Consider the following 16,007-nt stretch of genomic DNA (forward strand, 5'->3'; position numbering starts at 1 on the left):
TATGAGAGCGTCCCGCGAGCGCGTTTGCGATTCCCGCACATCGCCCCCTTTCCGCAGTGAATGAAGCGCCATGACATCCTCACCCACTTCCGCAGCACCCTCCCGACCGTCGGATAGATGGAGTGCTATCGGACTGCTGATTGCGACCGGAATTTTTTTCGGGGCGATGTTTCCGTTGGGCAAGGCAGCGGAGAAGGCGGGCGTCGCTGCCATGCCCTGGACGCTGTCGATGCTCCTTGGTGGCGGCCTGTTGCTCGCGGCGCTGACCGCCGCACGCGGGCAAAAAATCCCGGTATCCCGGCAGCACATTCACTACTACACCATCGCCGGCTTTCTCACGATGGGCCTGCCCTACTTCATTCTGTTCACGGTCATGCCCCATCTTGGCGTGGGGCTATCCTCTGTCGTTTATACACTGCCGCCGATCCTGACCCTGACGTTCGCGGCCCTGCTCGGCCTTGAGAAGCCGGGAGCGCGACGTGTCCTTGGAATCGGTCTCGGTTTTCTCGGCGCGGCGATGATTGTCAGCCAGCGCAGCAGCCTACCCTCTTCCGACATGCACATCTGGATGATGTTGGCTTTTCTCATCCCGACATCGGTCGCAGCAGGAAATATCTTCAGGACACGCTACTGGCCGACTGGGTCGGCTCCCTTACCGTTGTCGGCGGGCACCATGTTGTCCGGCGCGGTGTGGACCATCCTGAGCATTCTTGCCCTTGGCCGGACGGGCGATGTCGTCACGCTGGCGCAGGCGCCTGGCCTGGCACTGGTCCAGGCCGCGTTGAATGCGGCCCAGTTCCTCATGTTCATGCGCCTGCAGAAGACGGCGGGCCCGGTCTATGTCAGCCAGATGGGCTATGTGGGGACGGCCACGGGCCTGGTATCCGGCGCCCTCGTTTTTGGCGAGACCTACTCGCCCTGGGTGTGGGCTGCGAGCATAACCATCGCGGTCGGCGTTCTGGTGGTCAATTCGTCGCGACGCTCCTGAACGAATCTCTTCGCACTCAAACTTTCTCGGCCAACAATCCATCAATGAAGCCGCCAAGCTCCACTTGGCGCTCGCGGGACAGGCGCTCTGAGGCGAGGATGGCTTTCAGGTCGCCGAAGGTGCGATCGAGATCGTCATTGACCAACACGTAGTCGTAAGCCTGCCACTGCGCGATTTCCTCACACGCATTGCGAAGACGCCGCTCAATGACGTCTGGCGTGTCCTCCGCGCGGCGCTCCAGACGCGCCTTCAATTCCTTCATGGAAGGCGGCAGGATGAACACGCTCACTACATCGGAGCGCATCTTCTCGACGATCTGCTTGGTGCCCTGCCAATCGATATCGAACATCATGTCCTCGCCACGGGCGAGAGCCTGTTCCACGGGCTTGCGGGGCGTGCCGTAATAATTGCCGTGCACCTGCGCCCATTCGAGAAGATCACCGCGATCACGCTGCTCCTCGAACTCGGCCACATCTTCCATGAAGTTGTAATGCACGCCGTTGATCTCGGACGGTCGCTTGGTGCGGGTCGTCACGGAGATGGAAAGCTTGATGCCGCGATCCTCTCTGACGAGGTTGCGCGTCAGGGTCGATTTGCCCGCGCCCGAAGGCGAGGACAGGATCAGAAGAAGGCCGCGCCGTTTGAGAGTTATTCCGCTCATTACTTATTCCACGTTCTGCACTTGCTCGCGGAATTGCTCGATTACCGTCTTCAGTTCAAGCCCAATTCGTGAAATCGAAACGTCGTTGGCCTTCGCACAGAGCGTATTGGCCTCGCGGCCGAACTCTTGAGCGAGAAAATCGAGCCGCCGACCGACCGGACCGCCTTCCGTCAACAAGCCGCGAGCAGTCTCGATATGAGCGCGCAAGCGATCGAGCTCTTCGCGGATATCGGCACGGGCGGCGATGAGTACGGCCTCCTGATGCAGACGCTCCCGATCCAGCGTCGCGCTGGCGCCCAGGATCTGGTCGATCTGTGCGGCAAGACGAGTGCGGACCGCCTCGGGCTGACGGGCGGGGGCCGCGTCGGCCTCATCGGTCAGGCGAGCGATGATTTCCAGATGCTGCTCCAGGATACCCTTGAGCGCCCTACCCTCGGTCAGACGCGCCGCTTTGAGCCCCTCAATTAAACGCGACACCGCTGCCTTGAGGTCGGCCTGAAGAGCTGCGTCCTGCCCCGGCTCCGTGCCCTCGTCCTCGACCTCCACAACGCCGCGCACGTTCAGGAGACCATCGAGAGAAGCGGGTTTCACCGAAGCGGGAAGCTCGAGGTCCGCGATAGCGGAGATCAGCGACTTCAAGACATCGCCATTGACCCGCACCTTGGGGGTCGCGGCGGTTTTCGTGACCGAGAGATTGAGTTGCCCCTGGCCCCGGGTCAGAGCCTTGAGAATTTGGCCGCGTGCGTCCTCACCGACAATGTCGAGGCCAATCGGCGCTCTCGCGCGAACCTCGAGGCCGCGCCCGTTCACCGTCTTAATCTCCCAAGCCCATTGGGACGAACCCGTGACTCCGGCTTCACGGGCAAAGCCGGTCATACTCGCAATGGACATACTCTAGAGCCTCAAAATGGAAAAAGAGCGCAGGACCATAGTCCGCGCTCCTTTATGCTGCAAGAAATCTGCCGTTCTACCGAGCGAATTCAGCGCTTAAGGCTGGCGCAGGTTAGGGACAGACTTCTGCGAGTTCAGATCAAAACTCTTGTTCTTCAGCGGGTCTTTGTTCGTGCCTTCGCTCGCATCGAAAGCACGCGGGCGCGCACCTGGCTTGAGCACCGCCGGGGCCTGGTCCTGAGCGGGAGCGGGAGCGGGGGAGCCGGTCATCCCCGACTTCACGTCGTCGTCAGGCTCGGCGCGGTCGACTGCGCCATCGGTCGTGGCGCGGGTCTTCTCGATCTGCCGCCACCGGGCCACGTTACGCTGGTGCTGATCGTAGGTCTCGGCGAAGGTGTGCCCGCCCGACCCGTCCGCCACGAAATAGAGGTCCTTGGTCCGCGACGGATTGGCGACCGCTTCCAGCGCCGCGCGCCCCGGATTGGCAATGGCGCTCGGAGGCAAGCCCTCGATGGCATAGGTGTTGTAGGGCGTCGCCGTCTCGATTTCGTTCTTTGTGATTCCGCGTCCGAGGGTGCCCTTTCCGCCGACCAGTCCGTAAACGATGGTCGGATCGGACTGGAGCTTCATGCGCTTGTTCAGGCGGTTGATGAACACCCCTGCGACGCGGGTGCGCTCGTCGGCTCGGCCCGTCTCCTTCTCCACGATGGAGGCGAGGATCAACAATTCCTGTGGCGTCTTGATCGGCAGGTCGGTCGAGCGGCGTTGCCAGATCTGCGTGATGGCCTGTCGTTGCGCCGTCTGCATGGAGGTGATCAGTTGCTGACGGGTCATTCCGCGTTCGAACTTGTAAGTATCCGGCAGGAGGGAGCCCTCACGGGGCGTCTCGATCACGTCGCCGGAGAGAATATCGTTGTCGTAGAGGCGCGCGACGATCTGATCGCTCGTCAGACCCTCAGGTACCGTTACCGAGTGTAGAATGGCCTTGCCCTGAACCAGCGTATCAATCGTATCCTCAAGGCTCGCCTTGGCCTTGAACAAAAACTCGCCCGCCTTGAGCTGGCCACGCTGACGGTTCAACAGTGCAAAGACTTCGAACAGCAGAGGTTGCTCGATCACCCCTTCCTGCTTGAGCAGGCCGGCGATCTCGTTGGTCCCGGTATTGCGCGGAATGACCACGACCTTGTCGGCCTGCAGAGGCCCCGGAGCCGACACTTCCTTTTCCAGAATGCTGATTCCGAAGATCGCAGCACCGGCAAGCGCAATCAGCAGGGTCAGGAGACCGCTGAAGGTCGACATCATGCCCCCGCGACGGCGCCGCAGCTGGGGCGGAGGGGGCGGAGCAGCCATGGGCTTGATCGCTTCGCTGGGCGATTTCGGCGCAAGGCGAGGCTGAAGGTCGCTCTCCTGCCCTTCAGGCTGCTGCATCAAAGGCGTCTGCTTTTTTCTGCCGAACATCAGGAAACTATCTAAAAAGCCGCATTTCTTCGGCGAACGGGAATTCGCGTGAGTAGAGCATTCTCGTCTTCACGAAAAAGCTCTGGCGTTATGATTCGACGCACATTCATCGCAGGATCGAAGGCCGTCCTGCGGAAAGCGCTCTGCAAAATATGCCGATGCCAAATCAGCGGGCAAGCCGCCTGAGACACCCTACCAGAAATTATGGCAAAAAACGGTAGTAAAGGCGCGTCTGGTTAAGCAACGCGCCGGAAAACCAGCGAAGCGTTCGTTCCGCCGAAGCCGAACGAATTCGAAAGCGCAATATTGACCTCTTTGCGCTTGGCCTTGTGCGGAACGAGATCGATAGCCGTCTCAACGGAGGGGTTGTCGAGATTGAGCGTGGGCGGAATGATGCTGTCCCGCATGGCCAGCATCGAGAAAATCGCCTCGACGGCGCCGGCAGCGCCCAGCAAATGCCCGATGGCCGATTTGGTCGAGGACATGGAAAGCTTGCCCGCGGCGTTGCCGACGATACGCTCGACCGCCTTCAGCTCAAGCTCGTCGCCCATGGGCGTCGAGGTGCCGTGGGCATTGATGTAGTCGATCTCGGACGCCGAGATGCCGGCCCGCTTGATTGCGGCTGCCATGCAGCGATAGGCCCCGTCGCCGTCCTCGGAGGGCGAGGTGATGTGATAGGCATCGCCCGAAAGCCCGTAACCGATGACCTCGGCATAGATCTTGGCACCGCGTGCCTTGGCATGCTCGTATTCCTCGAGAACCACCACGCCCGCGCCCTCACCCATGACGAAACCGTCACGGTCCTTGTCGTAGGGCCGCGAGGCTTTGGTCGGGTCGTCGTTGAAATTCGTGGAGAGGGCCCGGCAAGCCGCGAAGCCTGCGATGGAGAGCCTGTTGATGGGCGATTCCGTGCCGCCGGCCACCATCACTTCCGCATCGCCGAGGGCGATGAGGCGGGCCGCGTCGCCGATGGCGTGAGAACCGGTGGAACACGCCGTCACGACCGCGTTGTTGGGGCCCTTGAGGCCATGGGCAATGGAAACGTAGCCGCCCGCCAGGTTGATCAGACGGCCGGGAATGAAGAACGGCGAAATGCGACGCGGCCCGCGCTCGATGAGCGTCTGCGAGGCCTCGTAGATGCCGCCGATGCCGCCAATGCCGGAGCCGATCAGAACGCCCGAAGCGCATTGATCTTCATAAGTGGTCGGCTTCCACCCGGCGTCGTTGAGCGCCTGAGTGGCCGCAGCCATGGAATAGACGATGAACGGATCGACCTTGCGTTGTTCCTTCGGCTCCATCCACTGATCAGGATTGAAGGTGCCGTCGGAACCGTCGCCCATGGGAATTTGGCAGGCAATCTTGCAGGCGAGATCGTCGATTTCAAAACCAGCGATCCTGTTCGCGCCGCTTTTGCCCTCGAGGATTCGAGACCATGTCTCCTCCACCCCGCAAGCGAGGGGAGTGACCATGCCAAGACCTGTGACGACGACACGACGCATGCTAAATCCTGCCATTTAGACGAGGCATGGCCTTGTCGGAAAACCGCATTCCACTTTTCCAGGCCATGTCTTTAAACAAAAATCGGGCGTCGGATGGTTCATCCGACGCCCCATGGGCTTTAGGCCGCGTTCTTCTCAAGGAACTTGATCGCGTCGCCGACCGTGACGATCGTCTCAGCGGCATCGTCCGGGATCTCGACGTTAAACTCTTCTTCGAACGCCATGACGAGCTCGACGGTGTCAAGGCTGTCGGCGCCAAGGTCGTCGATGAAGTTGGCATTGTCCGTCACCTTCTCGGCGTCGACGCCCAGGTGTTCGACAACGATCTTCTTCACGCGATCAGCGATGTCACTCATCGTTCTTTCCTCAGTGGCTGCCGCCCGTGATTTGGGCGGATCAAGAATAGATTTCGGTTTAGCGGCTCTGCCCGTTTCTGGCTAACGGTCGGCTTACGCCGTGCAAAGCCGCATTTTTGATCGCCGGTCAACCCCTACGACCCAATCAACCCCATGCTTAACACAAGCTTATCGTGTCTGGCGAGGGGGCGAAGAGTTTCGCAAACAGATTCCGGCAGACGTCCTAAGTCGCTTTAGAACATAGCCATTCCGCCGTTGGCGTGCAGGGTGGTGCCCGTCACGTAGGCGGCTTCCGTCGATGCCAGATAAACAACGGCGGATGCGATTTCATCCCCCTGGCCGAGGCGGCCCATGGGAATCGTCCCGAGGATGGCTTCCTTCTGCTTGTCGTTCAAAACGTCCGTCATCGGCGAGGCGATGAAGCCGGGAGCGACGCAGTTGACCGTGATGTTCCGGCTCGCGACCTCGGCGGCGAGCGCCTTGGTCATGCCGATCAGGCCGGCCTTGGCGGCGGCATAGTTGCCCTGCCCCGGATTGCCGGTCGAACCGACCACGGACCCGATATTGACGATACGGCCGTAGCGGCGACGCATCATGTTCTTCACCGCCGCGCGGGAGAGGCGGAAGGCCGCCGTGAGATTGACGGCGATCACCGCATCCCACTCCTCGTCCTTCATGCGCATGAAGAGGTTGTCCTTCGTGATGCCTGCGTTGTTGACGAGGATATCGAGCCCATCCATGGCGGTTTCCGCGGCGGGAACAAGCGCTTCGACGGAATCCTTGTCGGACAGATTCGCCTCGATCACATGAACCCGATCACCCAAGGTGGCAGCGAGTTCATCCAGCGCGCCGCGCCGGGTGCCGGAAATGGCCACGGTCGCGCCCTGTGCATGCAGAGCGCGGGCAATCGCCCCGCCGATTCCGCCGGTCGCGCCGGTGACAAGAGCCTTGCGGCCGCTCAGATCGAACATGAAGGCTCTCCTCAACCTTGCAGGGATACTTTGAAGGCGGCAATATCGTCAGGCCCGCCGATGGCGCCGGCAGAAGCCCCCGCCGCGATACGTTTCACGAGTCCGGTCAGCACCTTACCCGCACCTACCTCATAGAATGAGTCAACGCCTTCAGACGCCATATAAGCAACGCTTTCGCGCCAACGGACCGTGCCGGTCACCTGCCGGACGAGGCAATCGCGGATCGCCGCCGGGTCAGAGACGGGCTTCGCTTCGACATTGGCCACCACCGGCACGACCGGCGCATTGACCGTGACCTTTGCCAGGGCCTCGCGCATCGCCTCGGCGGCCGGGGCCATGAGGGAGCAATGGAAGGGAGCGGACACCGGCAGCATCACCGCCCGCTTGGCGCCCTTCGCCTGAGCGATCACGACCGCCCGTTCGACAGCAGCCTTGTGGCCGGAGACGACGACCTGAGCGCCGCCATTGTCGTTGGCGGCATCGCAGACCTCGCCTTGAGCAGCCTCGCGAGCAACCTCGAGCGCAACCTCGTATTCCAGACCGAGCAGTGCCGCCATGGCGCCCTGCCCGACCGGCACGGCGCTCTGCATGGCGTTGCCGCGAATACGCAGCAGGCGAGCCGTATCGGCAATGGACAACGTTCCTGCCGCAGCCAGCGCCGAATACTCCCCAAGCGAGTGGCCAGCGAGATAAGCTGCATCACGCTTCAGATCGAGCCCGGCCTCGGCCTCGAGCACACGGATCGTGGCAAGGCTGACGGCCATGAGCGCCGGCTGAGTGTTGGCGGTGAGCGTCAATTCCTCGACAGGACCATCCCAGATGATGCTGGAAAGCTTCTGGGAGAGGGCCTCGTCAACCTCGTCGAAGACGGCCTTGGCCTGCGGAAAAGCATCGGCCAGGGCCTTGCCCATCCCGACCGACTGGCTTCCCTGACCGGGAAAGACGAATGCGCGCTTCATGAAATGACGCCCTTAGCTATTTTAAAAATCCGCGCGGGACTCGCACCAGCGGCAGGATGAGTCAAGCTGGTGCAAGGGTCACTTCGCTTGTTTAGGCGTCTATACAGCTGAAAATGAACGCCCCTGACTTTCCCCAAGCCTGGCTTTTCGCCCAAAAGATCGCTCACAGAATGCTCAGAGCGACAAGCATGGGGGGACGCGGCCAACTGGGCATTCTTTCCGCTGTTTCCACTCAGTGTCCGATTTCTAATGAAAATCGCCTCAAAGGCGCGATACGTCGACGTTTCCGCGGCATTCATTCGGCCACATTCAACGAGCCTGGGGGAGAGGCTTCGAAAATCCCACCCTATTGGTCTTGAACATCGTGTGGCTTGGCGATGCTTACAACATATATGCCCTATCCACCTTGATCCTGGGCTGCATCGCGACGGCATGGCTTGCCTGGACGCAGCGCTGGGGTGAAGCCATCTTCACGGCCCTAGGCTTTGCCTTGGCTACCTCCTCGGGTTCGCTGATCTCAATGCCCCGCTATGTCCTGGCCTCGGTCGGGTTTGCCCTGTTCTTCGTTCACGCCATCCCGAAGCTTCCAAGGCCTGTTCTCGTCATTATTCTGATCGGCCAACTCAACCTTCTGTTCGCGTTTGCGGGGGAATGGTTCAGGGGCGCGTCGTGGCTGGTATAATTCTCGAGAGCAAAGCGGTATCCGCGGTGGCGTTCATCGCGAAACTTGTCGTGCTGGTGGTCGCTCTTGCCCTGAATGCGACCTTTCTTTTCATTGTGCTGAATCCGAAAGTACGTCCGGAATATCGGGATTACTTTATCGAGAAGACGGCAAAGCGCTGGGTCCGGGGTGGCCAGTATCCCGAAGTTCGCCCCTACGAAAAAATCTTCTCCGACAAGGGACCCAAGGATCCGAGCATCCTGGGCATGGGCTGGTCCGAGCCGGATGCCAGCGGAGTCTGGAGCGAAGAGCCGCAGGCCAATCTTCTTTTTCGCGTCACTTTCGAGATTAAAGCCGACTGCCAGGTCGTCGTCTCCGGAACCCCTTTCCAGAGACCGGGGCGGGATTTCCAAGTGGCAGACATTATCGTCAATGGCCAAAACCTCCAGACGGTAAGGTTTTCCGGAGACGTCGACCAGGAATACAAAATAATTGTCCCTTTCTCTTTGGTAGAGAAGCGGAACGGCTATGTTTCTCTGCAGTTCAGGTTCGCCGATCTCAAATCGCCGAGAGATCTTTCTTTAGGCACCGATTTAAGGAAGCTTGGTTTCCATATGACGGCCTTGAGGCTTGATCCCCTTTAAGCCTGCTTCCACGCCCCACCGCATAGCGCCCTTGTCTTCTCGGCTGGCACAGTGTATCCAGCCACTTTCCAGATCTTCCCGAACCTGAAGAAGGAGCCTTTCCATGGCTCGTGTGACCGTCGAAGATTGCATCGACAAGGTCGATAACCGGTTTGAGCTCGTGTTGCTCGCCAGCCATCGCGCCCGCCTGATCTCCTCCGGCTCGCCGCTGACGATCGATCGCGACCGCGATAAAAACCCCGTCGTTGCCCTGCGCGAGATCGCGGACGAGACCATCGCCCCGGACGATCTGAAGGAGCAGCTGATCCACTCGATGCAGAAATATGTCGAAGTGGACGAGCCCGAAGCGGAAGCCGTGCCACTTCTTGGCAACACGGCTGCCGCCAGCAGCGGCGACGATTCCGATGTGCAGTTCGACCGCATGAGCGAAGAAGACCTGCTCCGCGGCCTCGAAGGCCTCGTGCCGCCGACCCATAGCGCGGACGACGACGACCGCGAATAAGCGTCGAATGTCGAATTTCGAAAGCCCGGCCCAGCGCCGGGCTTTTTTATTGTGGGTTTCTTATTGCAGGTTTCTTGCCGTATTTTCGAAACCGTTCAGCTTGCGATCATGCAAGCTTCGACAATATCCTTTTAACCTCAGCCGGTTATGAGGACGAGAAGGAGATGTTCAGCCGATGATGCGCCAGTATGAACTTGTCGAGAGGGTCAAGCGCTACAATCCCTCGACCGACGAGGCGCTTCTCAATCGTGCGTACATCTATGCCATGATGGCTCATGGCAGTCAGAAGCGTGCCTCCGGCGATCTGTTCTTCGGCCACCCCCTCGAAGTCGCTGCCATTCTGACCGACCTGAAGCTCGACGATGCGACCATCGCCGCCGCCGTTCTGCACGACACCGTGGAGGATACCGAGGCGACGCTGGAGGAGATCAACAAGACCTTCGGCCCGCAGATCGGCGCGCTCGTGGATGGTCTGACCAAAATCAAGCGGCTCGATCTCGTCTCGAAACAGGCAGCCCAGGGAGAGAACTTCCGCAAGCTTCTGCTCGCGATTGCCAATGACGTGCGCGTGCTTCTCGTCAAGCTGGCGGACCGCCTGCACAATATGCGCACGCTCCAGTTCATGTCGCCGGAGAAGCGCAAGCGCATCGCCGAGGAAACGCTCGATATCTACGCGCCCCTCGCCGGACGAATGGGCATTCAGGAAATGCGCGAGGAACTGGAGGATCTCGCCTTCCAGAACCTCGACCCAGACGCCTATGAGGCCATCAGCCGGCATCTTCGCGACCTGACGGTCAAGAACGAAAAACTCGTCGAGCAGATCGAGCAGGACCTGACCGCGAAACTTGAAGCCAAGGGGATCCATTCGGTCGTTACCGGACGCCAGAAGCGGCTTTATTCCGTGTGGCGCAAGATGGAGCGCAAGTCCCTGGCCTTCGAACAATTGTCCGACATCTTCGGGTTCCGCGTGATCGTCGATAATGTGGACGATTGCTATCGCGCGCTCGGCGTCGTGCACACGTCCTGGCCGATGGTGCCGGGCCGCTACAAGGACTACGTCTCCACGCCGAAGCAGAACGATTATCGCTCGATCCACACGACCGTGATCGGCCCCGGTCGCCAGCGTGTGGAATTGCAGATCAGAAGTCAGGAAATGGACGAGATCGCCGAGTTCGGCATCGCAGCTCACGCTCTCTACAAGGAGGGCATCAACGACAATTCACGGCTCGCCAACGAGAGCCGCGCCTATCAATGGCTGCGGCGCACGGTCGACCTTCTGGCCGAGGGCGACAATCCGGAAGAGTTTCTGGAGCATACCAAGCTCGAACTGTTTCACGATCAGGTCTTCTGCTTCACGCCGAAGGGGCGGCTCATCGCCCTGCCCCGTGGCGCGACGCCTATCGATTTCGCCTATGCGGTGCACACCGATGTCGGCAACACGGCCGTCGGCTGCAAGATCAACGGCCGCATCGCACCCCTTCTTACGGAATTGCAGAACGGCGACGAGGTCGAGATCATTCGTTCCGAAGGTCAGACGCCCCCAGCCGCCTGGGAATCCCTCGTCGTCACCGGTAAGGCCCGCGCCTCGATCCGTCGGGCCACGCGCGCCGCCGTGCGGCGGCAATATACGGGTCTCGGTCATCAGATCCTGGAGCGCGCCTTCGAGCGAGGCGGCAAGGCTTTCTCGGACGAGAAGCTGAAGGGCGCCCTGCCACGCCTTGCACGCGGCTCCATCGAGGACGTGCTCGCGGCGGTTGGACGTGGCGAGATGTTCTCAGGCGATGTCGTGCGTGCCGTCTATCCTGATTTCAAGGAAGAGCGGCGGGCCAATCAGGCAGAGATTGCGACCGCCACCGGCAACGATGGGATTGGCTCTTCGACAGGCATCCCCATTCGCGGCCTCAATCGCGATATGCCGATCCGCTTCTCGCCGGAAGGCGGCGCGATCCCCGGCGATCGCATCGTCGGCATTCTGACGCCCGGCGAAGGTGTGACGATCTATCCGATCCAATCCTCCTCACTCGCGGCCTTCGACAACGAGCCCGACCGCTGGATCGACGTGCGCTGGGATATCGAAGCGCATGCCGATCAGCGCTTCCCCGCGCGGATCAAGCTCGAATCCATCAACGAACCGGGCTCGCTCGCCCAGATCACACAGGTCATCGCCGATCACGACGGCAATATCGACAACGTCTCCATGAAGCGCCGCACACAGGACTTCACGGATATGACCATCGATCTGACGGTGTGGGATCTCAAACAACTCAACGCGATCATTGCCGAATTGCGCGCCAAGCGTGTCGTCAGCAAGGTCGAGCGCGTCATCGGATAGAGCATGATCAGAACAAGTGGAAACCGGTTGTTCGTCCGGATCATGCGGCACTAAAGAAACGAGAGCTTTCTCATGTTTCAATGAGACATGAGAAAGCTCTAGAAAGCCCTACACGTGAGCAAGAACCCGCGCATCGCCGTCATCATGGACGAAAACACCAGCGTCGACGGCACCCGGTACGACATGACGAAAGCCTACTTCATCGCGATCCATCGCGCGGGCGGCCTGCCATTCGGCATTCCGTATTTCGCCGATCTCGTCGAGCCGGTCGTCGAGGAGTTCGACGGCTTGGTCAGCGTCGGCGGTCGCATCCGATTTCCCGGCGAGTGGTACATACCAGGTCACGAGTCGCGCTATCCACTCTCCGAACGCCTCGCCGTCGAAATGGCGCTCATGCAAGGCTTTCTCAACCGCGACAAGCCTGTTCTCGGCATCTGCAACGGCATGCAGATGCTCGCCTGCCTCAACGGCGGACGCATGGTCCACGAGGTGCGCAAAGTCGGCGCGCATATTCTCGATCATGACAACCGCAACGGAACGCACACCGTCTCCATTGCGCCAGGCACGATGCTCTCACGCATCCTCGGCACCGACCAATTCGCGGTGAACAGCCGCCATCAGGAGGCCGTGGTCGAAGTCTCAGGCAAAGCTGTCGCCGCCGCCAAAGCGGATGACGGCGTCATCGAAGCCATCGAGATCCCCTCCCGCCGCTTCGCCCTGGGCCTCCAATGGCACCAGGAGGCTTTCGCGACCCAGGATCATCCGGGGAATAGGGTTTTCAGTGCCTTCATTGAAGCTTCAAGAAAGTGAATTCCTAGATCAGTTGGAGCGATGGCTTCGCCAGCATCAGCCAAATGATGGCGAGAACTGCGCCGAAAGCCGAGGCTTTTATTGCTAGAAGATCCGCCAGGACGACAGTTCCGGCAACATGCGCGATCAAAGCGGGATTGCCCGTCCGATGGGCCATCAGCATGAAGAATGCGATGCGGGTATCCGAGCCATGAGCGAAAGGCCAGAACGACATCGCGCAGGGAATGGGCTTCGTCTTCCACGAGATCGTAGGTCATGCGGCTGCGCACACGCTCCTCGACGACAGCACAGACGACTTCCGCAACATCATCGACACTCACCGTCTGGATCTTCTGCTCACCATCGAGAAGCGGCACCACCAAAGGAAACGATGCGAGGCCTCGCAAGAGCGCCGTCCCGCCATAGGCATTAGGAGCGATAACCAAACCGGGGCGCAAAATCGTCCAGGACAGATCGGAGGCCATCAGGACCGCATCGGCTAGTGCCTTCGTACGGGAAAACGGAACATCCGCCTCAGCGGAGATACCAACAGCCGACACCTGGATACGTATTTTACCCCGGTTTGCTCGCAGGCTGCGAAGAGCGCCTCCATCGCGTCGAACTGGAGCGCTTGCAGATTGTCGCGCGGACTATCCTGGAGCGCCCCGGAACAATTCACGACGGCATCCACGTTCGACAAGACGGGCAGCCATGCGGCGGCATCAGTGAGTTGCGCGATATCCCGTTCGAGCCAGATCACGTCGGGATGCGACACGCGCGCTCTGGTGACCGAACGCCCTAAACCCGTGACACCATGGCCGGCATCGAGAAGCTTGAGAACGACGGGCAGTCCGATAAGCCCGTATGCCCCAAGGACGAGAACCCGCATGAAAATCCGCCGTGGAAGAGAAGCTGCGCCGAGCGCTCGATACTAGGGACTATTCATGAACTTTGTTACTGAAAATCCTTCTCGACGCCCCCTCCCGTCATGAGTTAACCAACCCCGGACGCACCTAATCGAAAGCCAACGCATGACCCCCACAGAAGCCCTCGACGAATTCCGCTCCGCTGGCGCCCTGTTGGAGGGACATTTCGTTCTCTCGTCGGGGCTGCACAGCCCCGTCTTCCTGCAAAAGATGTTCGTTTTTCAGGATCCGGCGCGCACGGAGCGTGTTTGCAAGGCGTTGGCCGAGCGGATTAAGGATGTTTACGGGACGGTGGATTACGTCGTATCCCCTGCCATCGGCGGCATCGTGCCCGGCTATGAGACGGCGCGGCATCTGGGCTGCAAGGCGATCTTCGTCGAGCGTGAGAACGGCGAGTTCGTGCTGCGGCGCGGTTTCACCATTCCGGAGGGCGCCCGGGTCGTGATGGTGGAAGATATCGTGACGACGGGTCTCTCCTCCCGTGAATGCCTTGCCGCTCTGAGCAGCTATCCGGGAAAGATTTTGGGAGCGGCCTGCCTCATCGATCGATCCGGTGGCAAAGCCGATCTGGGCGTCCCGCTGGTCTCCCTGATTCAGCTGGATATTCCCACTTATCCGGCTGACGAACTGCCGCCGGAACTGGCGGCACTTCCCGCGACAAAGCCGGGGAGCCGAAACCTTACAACATAGATTTTTCCTTTAATTTCATGGGCATATCTTATCATCCTGAAGTAGTACCCGCTTGACACAAATTGTTCCTATGGCTTTACTGTAGAGGTTGAAGTTTATTATTCCTGACGAGGGTACGGTCAGCCGCTCCAGAATACGCCGCAAATAGCTCGCTACTTTATTTCAGTCGCGAATAGTTTTGATGTCGTTTTTTTAAGTACGGTTTTTGCCAGACCCTGAGCATATAGTGCGAGACAAAGCATGGCCGGCCAGCAGCGAATTGCCCTCTTCATCGACGGCGCCAATCTCTATGCCACAACGAAGACGCTCGGCTTCGACATCGACTATAAAAAGCTTCTCAAGGAATTTCAGAGCCGCGGCACCCTGGTTCGGGCTTTCTACTATACCGCCCTCGTAGAAGACCAAGAATACTCCTCCATCCGCCCGCTCATCGATTGGCTCGATTACAACGGTTACCGTGTCGTCACGAAGCCCACGAAGGAATTCGTCGATTCGGCCGGTCGCCGGAAGGTCAAGGGCAATATGGACATCGAGCTCGCCATCGATGCCCTGGAATTGGCTCCCTACATCGACCACATGGTTCTCTTCTCCGGCGACGGTGATTTCCGCTCACTGGTGGAAGCCATGCAGCGTCGCGGTGTGCGCGTCTCCGTCGTGTCCACTGTGACGACCCAGCCGCCGATGGTGGCGGATGAACTGCGCCGTCAGGCCGACGAGTTCCTGGATCTCTCGCAGTTAGTCTCGAAGATCGGCCGCGAACAAGGCGAACGCCCCGCGCGTGTACCGGGCGAGTTCGGCGAACGTCCACGGACGCAGGGTCCCGTCAGCCCGGGCGGCCTCGAACGCCGATACGGCATTCGCCAGAACGACGACGATATCGAAGGCTAGGGCCTGAACCGAGCCAAGCCGTTGCCACGGCTTCGGTTTCGTGATCGAGCGTTGGCGTATTGAGGCGATGTTTTGCCATCTGAAGGACTTTCGCCACGTCGCCACCCGCTACGACAAGCTCGCCCGCAACTACGCCTCGACAGCGGCGCCGACAGCGTGCCAAGACGGACTATGCGGGCGGCAAATCGAGGCCGTTCGGTAGTGAGATCCAAATGACAGTTTGCGCCTCTGCAGAATGGCGTGACAGATGGCCCTTGCCGTGTGTGTCCTCCACTAACACGAAGCTACCTGCCTGAACGTGGCGCACCTCTCCGTCGCTCGTCTCGTATTCAACAGAACCATCCAGCCTGACCGTAAGCACCGGCTCTGGGACCGTATGCCAAGCAACCTCGCGCATACCCGCTGGGATGCGGGTGAAGCGGACGCGGGACGCCTGATAGCTGGCCGAGACCTCGAACGGCACGGCATCGGGGTGCACCGACCTCTTCGTCATCGGCAATTCGACTTCGTCGAAATGCGACTCGCCATCCAGGGTGGCATAGATGCGCAGGCACTTCATTGCGGCTCACTCCTTCTGGCTCGGCATGCCGAAACGAAGCATGCCTACCATGAAGGAAGCGGGTAACACCACGGATCTGGTGCGCGCGTCCGGTGTGGGTCGTGAGCGGAACCTCGCCGTTCTAGCAGTTGAGTCCAGACCCTAGCGCAATCTTTCACTCAAATCTGATTCAACGGGCGGCGGAGCGATCAATTCACCCCGTCACCTGCTTTGAATACACAACGAGCGGGCAG

General features: G+C 60.1%; 18 protein-coding genes. 8 read left to right on the top strand and 10 right to left on the bottom strand.

Annotated features, from left to right (window positions below; all coding sequences use genetic code 11):
- The first annotated feature begins 70 nt into the window (after nucleotides 1–70).
- Nucleotides 71–988, top strand: a complete 918-nt coding sequence (locus AB4072_RS01185; protein WP_441965078.1) for a DMT family transporter — start codon at nucleotides 71–73, stop codon at nucleotides 986–988.
- Between the two features lie 16 nt (nucleotides 989–1,004).
- Here the strand turns inward: AB4072_RS01185 and gmk are convergent, their stop codons facing one another.
- The 7 genes from gmk to fabD all read right to left on the bottom strand — a co-directional run bounded on the left by gmk (nucleotide 1,005) and on the right by fabD (nucleotide 7,783).
- Nucleotides 1,005–1,649, bottom strand: a complete 645-nt coding sequence (gene gmk, locus AB4072_RS01190) for a guanylate kinase (RefSeq protein ID WP_441965079.1) — start codon at nucleotides 1,647–1,649, stop codon at nucleotides 1,005–1,007.
- Nucleotides 1,650–1,652: 3 nt separating this feature from the next.
- The gene (locus tag AB4072_RS01195; RefSeq protein ID WP_441965080.1) at nucleotides 1,653–2,540 is read right to left on the bottom strand and encodes a YicC/YloC family endoribonuclease; all 888 of its coding nucleotides are present in this window, start codon (nucleotides 2,538–2,540) and stop codon (nucleotides 1,653–1,655) included.
- Nucleotides 2,541–2,636: 96 nt separating this feature from the next.
- Nucleotides 2,637–3,998: an endolytic transglycosylase MltG gene (gene mltG, locus AB4072_RS01200; RefSeq protein ID WP_441965081.1), complete on the bottom strand. Its 1,362-nt coding sequence runs from the start codon at nucleotides 3,996–3,998 to the stop codon at nucleotides 2,637–2,639.
- A 236-nt stretch (nucleotides 3,999–4,234) separates the two neighbouring features.
- On the bottom strand, nucleotides 4,235–5,497 hold the full coding sequence (gene fabF / locus AB4072_RS01205) for a beta-ketoacyl-ACP synthase II (protein WP_441965082.1): 1,263 nt from the start codon (nucleotides 5,495–5,497) through the stop codon (nucleotides 4,235–4,237).
- Nucleotides 5,498–5,616: 119 nt separating this feature from the next.
- On the bottom strand, nucleotides 5,617–5,853 hold the full coding sequence (locus AB4072_RS01210) for an acyl carrier protein (RefSeq protein WP_112662982.1): 237 nt from the start codon (nucleotides 5,851–5,853) through the stop codon (nucleotides 5,617–5,619).
- Between the two features lie 233 nt (nucleotides 5,854–6,086).
- Entirely contained in the window at nucleotides 6,087–6,824 is a 738-nt protein-coding gene (gene fabG / locus AB4072_RS01215; RefSeq protein WP_441965083.1) for a 3-oxoacyl-[acyl-carrier-protein] reductase, read from the bottom strand.
- An 11-nt stretch (nucleotides 6,825–6,835) separates the two neighbouring features.
- Nucleotides 6,836–7,783, bottom strand: a complete 948-nt coding sequence (gene fabD / locus AB4072_RS01220; RefSeq protein WP_441965084.1) for an ACP S-malonyltransferase — start codon at nucleotides 7,781–7,783, stop codon at nucleotides 6,836–6,838.
- Nucleotides 7,784–8,138: 355 nt separating this feature from the next.
- Here fabD and AB4072_RS01225 point away from each other — a divergent pair, with 355 nt between their 5' ends.
- The 5 genes from AB4072_RS01225 to AB4072_RS01245 all read left to right on the top strand — a co-directional run bounded on the left by AB4072_RS01225 (nucleotide 8,139) and on the right by AB4072_RS01245 (nucleotide 12,732).
- A complete protein-coding gene (locus tag AB4072_RS01225; RefSeq protein WP_441965085.1) occupies nucleotides 8,139–8,465 on the top strand; it encodes a hypothetical protein in 327 nt (108 codons plus the stop codon).
- Nucleotides 8,453–9,088 carry a hypothetical protein gene (locus AB4072_RS01230; protein ID WP_441965086.1) on the top strand — a complete coding sequence of 212 codons (636 nt, stop codon included), beginning with the start codon at nucleotides 8,453–8,455 and terminating at the stop codon, nucleotides 9,086–9,088. Before AB4072_RS01225 ends, AB4072_RS01230 begins: the two co-directional genes overlap by 13 nt.
- 103 nt (nucleotides 9,089–9,191) lie before the next feature.
- Nucleotides 9,192–9,590: a DNA-directed RNA polymerase subunit omega gene (gene rpoZ / locus AB4072_RS01235; protein ID WP_441965087.1), complete on the top strand. Its 399-nt coding sequence runs from the start codon at nucleotides 9,192–9,194 to the stop codon at nucleotides 9,588–9,590.
- Nucleotides 9,591–9,765: 175 nt separating this feature from the next.
- On the top strand, nucleotides 9,766–11,922 hold the full coding sequence (locus AB4072_RS01240) for a RelA/SpoT family protein (protein WP_441965088.1): 2,157 nt from the start codon (nucleotides 9,766–9,768) through the stop codon (nucleotides 11,920–11,922).
- 114 nt (nucleotides 11,923–12,036) lie between these two features.
- Nucleotides 12,037–12,732, top strand: a complete 696-nt coding sequence (locus tag AB4072_RS01245; protein WP_441965089.1) for a gamma-glutamyl-gamma-aminobutyrate hydrolase family protein — start codon at nucleotides 12,037–12,039, stop codon at nucleotides 12,730–12,732.
- On the opposite strand, the gene AB4072_RS01250 is transcribed toward AB4072_RS01245, so the two are convergent.
- Entirely contained in the window at nucleotides 12,681–13,196 is a 516-nt protein-coding gene (locus tag AB4072_RS01250; RefSeq protein WP_441965746.1) for a hypothetical protein, read from the bottom strand. The two genes, AB4072_RS01245 and AB4072_RS01250, sit on opposite strands and share 52 nt — an antisense overlap.
- 14 nt (nucleotides 13,197–13,210) lie before the next feature.
- Nucleotides 13,211–13,600, bottom strand: a complete 390-nt coding sequence (locus AB4072_RS01255; protein ID WP_441965090.1) for an NAD-dependent epimerase/dehydratase family protein — start codon at nucleotides 13,598–13,600, stop codon at nucleotides 13,211–13,213.
- Nucleotides 13,601–13,742: 142 nt separating this feature from the next.
- Between AB4072_RS01255 and pyrE the strand changes: the two genes are divergently transcribed.
- On the top strand, nucleotides 13,743–14,327 hold the full coding sequence (gene pyrE, locus AB4072_RS01260) for an orotate phosphoribosyltransferase (protein WP_441965091.1): 585 nt from the start codon (nucleotides 13,743–13,745) through the stop codon (nucleotides 14,325–14,327).
- 240 nt (nucleotides 14,328–14,567) lie between these two features.
- Nucleotides 14,568–15,215 carry a LabA-like NYN domain-containing protein gene (locus AB4072_RS01265; protein ID WP_441965092.1) on the top strand — a complete coding sequence of 216 codons (648 nt, stop codon included), beginning with the start codon at nucleotides 14,568–14,570 and terminating at the stop codon, nucleotides 15,213–15,215.
- Between the two features lie 169 nt (nucleotides 15,216–15,384).
- Here the strand turns inward: AB4072_RS01265 and AB4072_RS01270 are convergent, their stop codons facing one another.
- Nucleotides 15,385–15,774, bottom strand: a complete 390-nt coding sequence (locus AB4072_RS01270) for a hypothetical protein (protein WP_441965093.1) — start codon at nucleotides 15,772–15,774, stop codon at nucleotides 15,385–15,387.
- Nucleotides 15,775–16,007: the final 233 nt, after the last annotated feature.

The sequence above is a fragment of the Microvirga sp. 2MCAF38 genome (assembly GCF_052115485.1).
Classification (GTDB): Bacteria; Pseudomonadota; Alphaproteobacteria; order Rhizobiales; family Beijerinckiaceae; genus Microvirga.

Excerpts from the sequence above, each read along its gene's own strand:
- AB4072_RS01270 (WP_441965093.1), bottom strand. The coding sequence starts at position 15,774 with ATGAAGTGCCTGCGCATCTATGCCACCCTGGATGGCGAGTCGCATTTC.
- fabD (WP_441965084.1), bottom strand. The coding sequence starts at position 7,783 with ATGAAGCGCGCATTCGTCTTTCCCGGTCAGGGAAGCCAGTCGGTCGGG.
- AB4072_RS01265 (WP_441965092.1), top strand. The coding sequence starts at position 14,568 with ATGGCCGGCCAGCAGCGAATTGCCCTCTTCATCGACGGCGCCAATCTC.
- AB4072_RS01185 (WP_441965078.1), top strand. The coding sequence starts at position 71 with ATGACATCCTCACCCACTTCCGCAGCACCCTCCCGACCGTCGGATAGA.
- fabF (WP_441965082.1), bottom strand. The coding sequence starts at position 5,497 with ATGCGTCGTGTCGTCGTCACAGGTCTTGGCATGGTCACTCCCCTCGCT.
- AB4072_RS01210 (WP_112662982.1), bottom strand. The coding sequence starts at position 5,853 with ATGAGTGACATCGCTGATCGCGTGAAGAAGATCGTTGTCGAACACCTG.
- AB4072_RS01250 (WP_441965746.1), bottom strand. The coding sequence starts at position 13,196 with ATGGCCTCCGATCTGTCCTGGACGATTTTGCGCCCCGGTTTGGTTATC.
- AB4072_RS01240 (WP_441965088.1), top strand. The coding sequence starts at position 9,766 with ATGATGCGCCAGTATGAACTTGTCGAGAGGGTCAAGCGCTACAATCCC.
- gmk (WP_441965079.1), bottom strand. The coding sequence starts at position 1,649 with ATGAGCGGAATAACTCTCAAACGGCGCGGCCTTCTTCTGATCCTGTCC.
- fabG (WP_441965083.1), bottom strand. The coding sequence starts at position 6,824 with ATGTTCGATCTGAGCGGCCGCAAGGCTCTTGTCACCGGCGCGACCGGC.
- rpoZ (WP_441965087.1), top strand. The coding sequence starts at position 9,192 with ATGGCTCGTGTGACCGTCGAAGATTGCATCGACAAGGTCGATAACCGG.
- AB4072_RS01195 (WP_441965080.1), bottom strand. The coding sequence starts at position 2,540 with ATGTCCATTGCGAGTATGACCGGCTTTGCCCGTGAAGCCGGAGTCACG.
- mltG (WP_441965081.1), bottom strand. The coding sequence starts at position 3,998 with ATGTTCGGCAGAAAAAAGCAGACGCCTTTGATGCAGCAGCCTGAAGGG.
- pyrE (WP_441965091.1), top strand. The coding sequence starts at position 13,743 with ATGACCCCCACAGAAGCCCTCGACGAATTCCGCTCCGCTGGCGCCCTG.
- AB4072_RS01255 (WP_441965090.1), bottom strand. The coding sequence starts at position 13,600 with ATGCGGGTTCTCGTCCTTGGGGCATACGGGCTTATCGGACTGCCCGTC.